This is a genomic window from Streptomyces sp. NPDC006602, from assembly GCF_042870385.1.
Classification (GTDB): Bacteria; Actinomycetota; Actinomycetes; order Streptomycetales; family Streptomycetaceae; genus Streptomyces.
Window position 1 is genome coordinate 1 of record NZ_JBIAHG010000086.1, and the last position, 6,565, is coordinate 6,565.

General features: G+C 66.4%; 3 protein-coding genes and 2 pseudogenes. 1 reads left to right on the plus strand and 4 read right to left on the minus strand.

The features are described 5' to 3' along the window. Window positions 1–264: 264 nt before the first annotated feature. The 3 genes from ACFYO2_RS49385 to ACFYO2_RS49395 all read right to left on the minus strand — a co-directional run bounded on the left by ACFYO2_RS49385 (window position 265) and on the right by ACFYO2_RS49395 (window position 3,856). Window positions 265–1,323, minus strand: coding sequence for a VWA domain-containing protein (locus ACFYO2_RS49385; RefSeq protein ID WP_388364027.1), 1,059 nt, complete (start codon window positions 1,321–1,323; stop codon window positions 265–267). 430 nt (window positions 1,324–1,753) lie between these two features. After that, window positions 1,754–2,623 (minus strand): nuclease, encoded by an 870-nt coding sequence (locus ACFYO2_RS49390; protein WP_388364029.1) that lies wholly within the window; start codon window positions 2,621–2,623, stop codon window positions 1,754–1,756. Window positions 2,624–2,749: 126 nt separating this feature from the next. Further along, on the minus strand, window positions 2,750–3,856 hold the full coding sequence (locus ACFYO2_RS49395; protein ID WP_388364032.1) for a DUF2235 domain-containing protein: 1,107 nt from the start codon (window positions 3,854–3,856) through the stop codon (window positions 2,750–2,752). A gap of 524 nt (window positions 3,857–4,380) precedes the next feature. On the opposite strand from ACFYO2_RS49395, the pseudogene ACFYO2_RS49400 reads away from it, so the two are divergent. Further along, window positions 4,381–5,565, plus strand: a pseudogene (locus ACFYO2_RS49400) (RNA-guided endonuclease InsQ/TnpB family protein). 13 nt (window positions 5,566–5,578) lie between these two features. Here ACFYO2_RS49400 and ACFYO2_RS49405 read toward each other — a convergent pair. Further along, window positions 5,579–6,379 (minus strand): annotated as a pseudogene (locus ACFYO2_RS49405) (transposase); the annotation flags it as partial. Window positions 6,380–6,565: the final 186 nt, after the last annotated feature.

Here is a 6,565-nt window from a genome sequence, read left to right on the forward strand (position 1 = left end):
TGCGGGGCGTTGGCCAGGTGGGCCAGCGGGGCCGGGAGCTTGACCGAGAGCCGGCCGGTGTCGGTGACGCGGATCGTCTCGTTGCCGAACCGCTTGCCCGGCAGAAGTCACTCATGCTCAGCAAACCGGCAGCAGTTCCAACCCCCGGCCTTCGCGCCGCCCCGTGCCGCCGGTGACCGCACGGGGCGACATCTGTTGCTCACGGGAAGTGTCCAGCAACGGGAGCAGGCTGCTCCCGAGCCCCCCGCTCGTCGCTCTTTGATTTCAGAGCATGATGAGCAGACGCGTCTTCGGCTTGAGCTTCCTATTCACCGAACGACTTTGTACGTAAACCTCCAACTTGGGGTTGTTCCCCGCCTTCACGGAGACGGTCCCCTGGACACCCGTACCGAACAAAAGGCTGCGCGCCGCGTCGCCCGTATAGGCGCGGTCGGTGTCCTTCTCGACCACGATGACTTCCTTGTTCTGCTGAACCTGAGCCCGGGCGCCCAGCTGGTAGTAACACGAACCACGTTCGTACGTCACGCCCGGATGCGAATCGACGAAGGGGCGAATCTCGACCTCCTTATCGACTTTCAGGAGCCGGTACTTGTCGGCCGGAATCGGTTCGAGCTTCGCCCGCACCTCGTCAACCGATATGTCCTGACCGACGGCGAACAGGTTCTTCGTGCCGCGCACCCCCTGCTCTCGCCCGCGGAGGAAGCTGGTGGCGGCAGCGCGCACGGTGCCGATCGCTTCCTCGACGCCCTTCTGGGAATCCGCATCCCAGATGGCGATGTTCCCGGCAGGGAAACCGTAGTTCTGGGCGGTCCGCTTGGCCAGGGAGTTCGGAACGAGGATCGCGGAGGTCCAGTGGCCCGGAAGCCCGCTCATCTTCTTTGTGATCCTGTCGAGCCAGGGGCCAAGGATGGCCATGTCGCCGTCGTGCCGCCTGTCGCCGCCGGAGGCGTTCTCCTCGCCGTCCGTCACCACGATCTGGAGGAAGCTGTGCTCGCCGTATTCCTCCCAGATATGGCCCAGGTCGTCCAGGGACTTCAGAGAAGCCTCAATGAGGGCCGTAGCGCCATTGTTGACCTGATACAGCCCTCGCATGGACGGAAGATGCTTCACGTCCATGTCCCAGACCAGGTTCTCCACCTTATGATCGAAGGAGTAGAGACTGATCCGGGTTTCGTGGCCGAGGCTGTCCGATTCGGCCTTCAACCCCGCCACGAACTCGTCCACAACGCGAATGAGCTGACTCTGGTGCGGACGCATTGAACCCGAACAGTCCACTACCAGCGCGACGTGATTCACCTTGTGCTGGATCTTGTTTGCGGACACGTTTCTGCTCCCCCTCCGAGGCTCCCCGAGTGATGTCTTCACTCTATGGGGAGGCACTGACAGCGGCGTCTGACGCTCAATCACCGCCTGCGTGTGGTGCTGTGTCCGGCATCCAGGAGACGCCCGGCGATCGTCCGTGGCGGCGCACTGGAAGCGGCCCGCGCCAGCGACAGAAGGTCGTCAGCTCCGTCACGACCCGCATCCGGTCCGCCGGCGCGACGTGCTCGGGCCGGCCGGCCGGCCCGTCGCCGGTCGGTTCGGGCAACTGCCGGAATCCACACCGGAGCTGTAGCGGAGGCTGAGCCCAGCGACGACAGCGTCGAGGTCCTGCCTGACCGACGCCGTTGAACGAACCCGCGCAGAGCGGGCAGGTCGTCCATGCAGGTGGGGAAGGCCGTTGACTGCCGAAATCGGGCTGCTGCCCGGTCGGTTACTTTTCGTCGAAGACGAGGTCTTCGGGGTTATGGGTGAGCCGTATGGTGTTGCCGTTGGTGAGCTTGACGATGGTGTCGAATCCCGTCCACTGCCCGGTGGAGAGGATGAACAGCCGGTCCTCGCGCTGCTCGAGGTAGTCGGGGAAGCCTTCCAGCGAGGGGTCGCCGTCGTTGAGCTGGAGGTAGTCCGCCAGCCGCCTGAACAACTTCGGCAGCAGCACCGCGGTGTCGGTGAGGGTGGAGATCCCCTCCACCTTCGCCCCGCTTTGGCTCTGATCCTTGGGCCACAGTCCTGTGTCGGCCTGCCGGGCCTGCTGCGACGCTGTGTTCATCTCCTGCCGCAGGTCGACGAACAGCTTGCGGTAGAAGGTGGGGTAGGCCAGGCCTTCAGTGAGCTGGTGGTGATTGGCCGTTTGGCGTAGATGTTCCGGGGTGACGGTCAGGAACGTGCCGCTGCGGCCCGGAGCGTCGATGCCGCGGCCGGCGAGGGCGACGCAGCGGCCGTGGACGTCCGCGCTGCGGGTGAGGATGTAGCCGGGCCGGGAGGCGGGGCTTGCGTCGGTGACGATTCCGTGGGCGTTGCGCTGCACGTCGTCGAAGCCCAGCCAGGACAGCAGTTCGTCTGCGGCCTGGCCGGCGAACGGGGCCGGCTGGTGCAGTTCGGGCCCGCGGGGCGGGCGGTAGTGGGTTTCCAGGGTGTCGATGCCGTCGAGCCGGAGCTGTGCGCCGCCGCTGCGGTTGCGTCGTACCCGGCGCCCGCGCAGGAGGTCCCAATGGTCGGGGTTGTCGGGGTAGAAGCGGACGGAGTCACCGTCGGGACTCGCTCCGACGATCTTGTACATGCCTGTGATCAGCAGCATCGGCATGGTGGCACTCTCCTCGTGGTCGTGTGCTGGCTTCGCTGTTCCCGCCGTGGAGCGTCCTGCGCTGAAATGGACCTATACCGGCATGAATGCCATGTAATTGGTGTACTGCTTCCGTACTGGAAGAAGTTACGGGTCGAGTCTGACCTGCCCTTGATCGGCGAGATACTGCTCGAGTTTCGGCGGTCGGTAGTCCGGGTCCTTGTCGTAGCGCTCTTTGGCCTGCACGGCCAGGAACTCGTTCCCGTCGAGCCCGCCCTCGGCGTCCGTGGCTTGTCCGATGGGCCGGTGGAGCGGCTTGGGGAGTCGGTACAGTGCCGTCCGCGAGGGGTGCAGGTTGCCCATGGGGTCCGGCTGCACACGGAAGTCGATGCTCTCGTCCGGTTTCATCTCACTCGGCCCGGCGGCGCTGAGCGCCTTGGCATCGAACTCCAGCCCACAGCTGCGGGCCTGGTCGACCATCCACAGCAAGGCGATGTCGGACAGCCCCGTCTCCTTGAAGCCGCCACCGACATCGCAGTGCGACCCGGCGAACCACACCTGCTTCAGTCTCTGGCCCTGTTCGGCGGCACCGGGCTGCTGGTGCCACAGCGTCGGCTTGAACGCCGATCGCTGCTCGTCGATGGCCAGCGCGTGGAAAGCCGCGTCGACCCAACTGCTCAGCTCGGTGTCGTGGAACGCCCAGCGGCGGTTGAACCGGGTCACGACCGGCTCGAGCCACCTGGGGCCCACAGCCGGGATGCCGAGGGCACCGACCGTGTCCCACACCCCGATGAAGTGGATGCGAGTCTCGTACGCGTACGAGCGGCGGAAAAACGTGGAGGCGGCGCCGCTCGGCTTTTCGATTCGGTCGCGGTAGAGGGCCCACGCCTCCTTGACCCGGGCGGCGTGATCCTGCCGCAGGATGCCGCAATTGCGCACCAGGCCCGCCAGGCTGCGGGCGGTGAACGCGCCCCGGCTGAAACCGAAGAGGAACAACTCGTCGCCGGGCTCGTACGTCTCGACGAGGAAGCGGTAGGCGTCGATGACGTTCCGGGACAGACCGACGCCGAACGCGCCGCCGCGCAGGCGCTCCCACCGGTGGGTACCGACGCCGCTGTGGTAGTAGAGGCGCTGGTCCTTCCCGGCAGCGGGCCCCGTGTGCACGGACAGGGCGACCTTGGTCACGTTGGTCTTGCTCGGCTGGTCGGCGAAGTTCCACGTTCCGTCGCAGTAGACGACCAGACGCTTGGCCATGACCATCCCTCCTCGCAAGAGTGAAGGGCCCGCTCCCCTCCCTTTGCGAGATACCGGAACGCTCTGCCGCCGGGTGGCAGTCAGGTTTCCGGTGCGGGAGGAGCAGGCGCAGAGTCTGCGCGTAGCGGTGCACGACGCGGGAGTATTTCGCCCGGTCCGCGCGCCGAGAGGCGCCGTCCAACAGGCGCCAGTTCCATGTTTACACCGCCCCGCGGACCCCGCCATACGACGCTACGAGGGCTGGCTGGGAGGAGGCCGCCATGGACTCGGTGACCAAGTTTGCTGGATGCACCGCCGACGAGGGGGCGTGAACGACCGGTTGTGAGGAGTTGCGGGTACGGGAAGTGCCGCTGGTATTGATCACCGGCGCGTGAGGGTCTGTGTGGCCTCTCGCGTACGGGGTCGCCCGGGACCGAGCAGGCTTTCATCGGAGTCCTTTCGTGGATACTCCCGGCTTGAGCCGGGGGAGGATGCCCTGACCGGCAGGTTGTATCTTGATCTGCGAGTCTGGCTAGTTTGTGGGCGTGGCCGTGACCCATGCGAAGCGGGCGTTCAGGTACCGCTTCTATCCGAGTGATGCGCAGGCAGCGGAGCCGTCGCGCACGTTCGGGTGTGTGCGGAAGGTCTACAACCTGGCGCTCGCCGCCCGTACCGAGGCGTGGGCGCGGCAGGAGCGGGTCAACTACACGCCACATCGGCGATGCTGACGGCGTGGAAGAAGACCGAGGAACTGGCGTTCCTCAATGACGTGTCGTCGGTGCCGCTGCGGCACCTGCAGACGGCGTTCACCCACTTCTTCGCCAAGCGGGCCAAGTACCCGCGTTTCAAGTCGCGGAAGAAGTCACGCAAGTCGGCGGAGTACACCACCAGCGGGTTCCGCTTTCGCGACGGCCAACTGATTCTGGCGAAGATGGCGGACCCGCTGGACATCGTGTGGTCCCGGCCGCTGCCCGAAGGGGCGAAGCCGTCCACCGTCACCGTTTCCCAGGACGCCGCGGGACGCTGGTTCGTCTCGATGCTCTGCGAGGACCCCAGGGTCAAACCGCTTCCCCCCCACCGATGCGGCGGTCGGCGTCGATGTCGGCTTGGACCATCTGGTGACCCTTTCCACCGGGGAGAAGATCGCCAACCCCCGGCACGAGCGCCGTGACCGCGCCCGTCTCGCCAAGGCCCAGCGCAAGTTGTCCCGCAAGGCCAAGGGCGACGGAACCAACCGGGCAAAAGCCCGGCGCAAGGCCGCCAGGATTCACGCGAGGCTTGCCGACCGGCGCCGGGATCTGCTTCACAAGCTGACCACTCGGCTCGTGCGTGACAACCAAACGCTCGTGATCAAGGACCTGACCGTGCGCAGCATGGTCAAGAACACCACGCTCGCCCGGGCCATTTCGGACGCGAGCTGGAGCGAGTTGCGCTCCATGCTGGAGTACAAGGCGGCCTGGTACGGGCGGGACGTGATCGCGGTGGACCGCTTCTTCCCCTCCTCCAGGCTGTGCTCCGTCTGCGGCAGCGTGCAAGCAAAGATGCCGCTCAGTGTCCGTACCTGGACGTGCGGCTGCGGTGCGGTCCATGACCGGGACGTGAACGCGGCGAAGAACCTTCTGGCCGCCAGGCTGGCGGCGTCTGTCTGTGGAGCCGGTGTAAGACCTCAACGGAGTTCTCCGGGCGGGCAGTCGGCGGTGAAGCAGAAAACCCCACGGCGCGAGCTGTAGGAATCCCCCTCGTTCACGACTCCGTTGGGAAATGCGTAAACCGCTGGTGTGATCCTGCTGTCAGGCGGTGAATTGGAGTCGGGCGAGGCGTCAGGTGCGGGTTCCGCCGAGGGGTGTCTCGTTTGAGCCAGGCGTCGAGTCTGATGATGTTGATGGCGGTGGCGGCGAAGATGTGTCCGAGGTGGGTCTTGGGCAGGCCGCTGTAGCGGGTCCGGCGGATGCGGGTGCGCCGGACTGCCTGGGAGATGGTGCCCTCCACCCCGGCGCGGATGTTGTAGCGCTGCTGCCACTGGTCGGTCAACTGCTCGCGGCGCCGGTCCTCCAGTGCTGTCTGCTGGTCTTGGGGCAGCAGTGTCAGGCTGCGGCCCCACTTGCCGTTCGCCGCCTTGGTGCATCTGTCCCGCACCGGACAGGCCGCGCAATCCTGGGCGGTGAAGTGCACCCGTGAGACGGGCGTGCCGCTGCTCTTGCGCTGGTCGGACCAGCTGGCACTGACCTTGTTCTGGGGACAGACCGCCTTCTTGGCCTCCCAGTCGATCGTGAACGCGCTCTGCGTGAAGTGCTCGCCCACGTAGTTCTCGTGGCAGGTGTCCAGCCCGACCGGCCCCAGCAGTTCGATGCCGTGCGCGTCACGCGCCACCACGATGTGCGCGGCCGTGACGTATCCGGCATCGACGTCGTGCTCATCAGGCAGCAGTTCACGTGCGGCCATGCCCTGGTGGACGGCCTCGGTGACCTCGGTGTCGGCGACGGTGGCGTCCGTGGTGACGACATGGGTGATCAGATGCGGGGCGTCCGGTTCGCAGGTCTCGCTGAGGTGGGTCTTGTAGCCGCACCAGCCCGAGCCGCGCTTGGTCCCGTAGCGAGCGTCGGGGTCGTAGGGCGAGAAGCCGGCGTCTGGCGCACCCCCTCACCGTCGTGGTGATACTGCTCCACCCAGGCCCGGCGCAGGACCTGGACCGCGGGGACCTCCCGTAACCAGGCAGGAGCCGGGGGTGCA

Bases quoted from the DNA above. Each gene is read 5' to 3' on its own strand.
- ACFYO2_RS49395 (WP_388364032.1), bottom strand. From the start codon at position 3,856: ATGGCCAAGCGTCTGGTCGTCTACTGCGACGGAACGTGGAACTTCGCC.
- ACFYO2_RS49390 (WP_388364029.1), bottom strand. From the start codon at position 2,623: ATGCCGATGCTGCTGATCACAGGCATGTACAAGATCGTCGGAGCGAGT.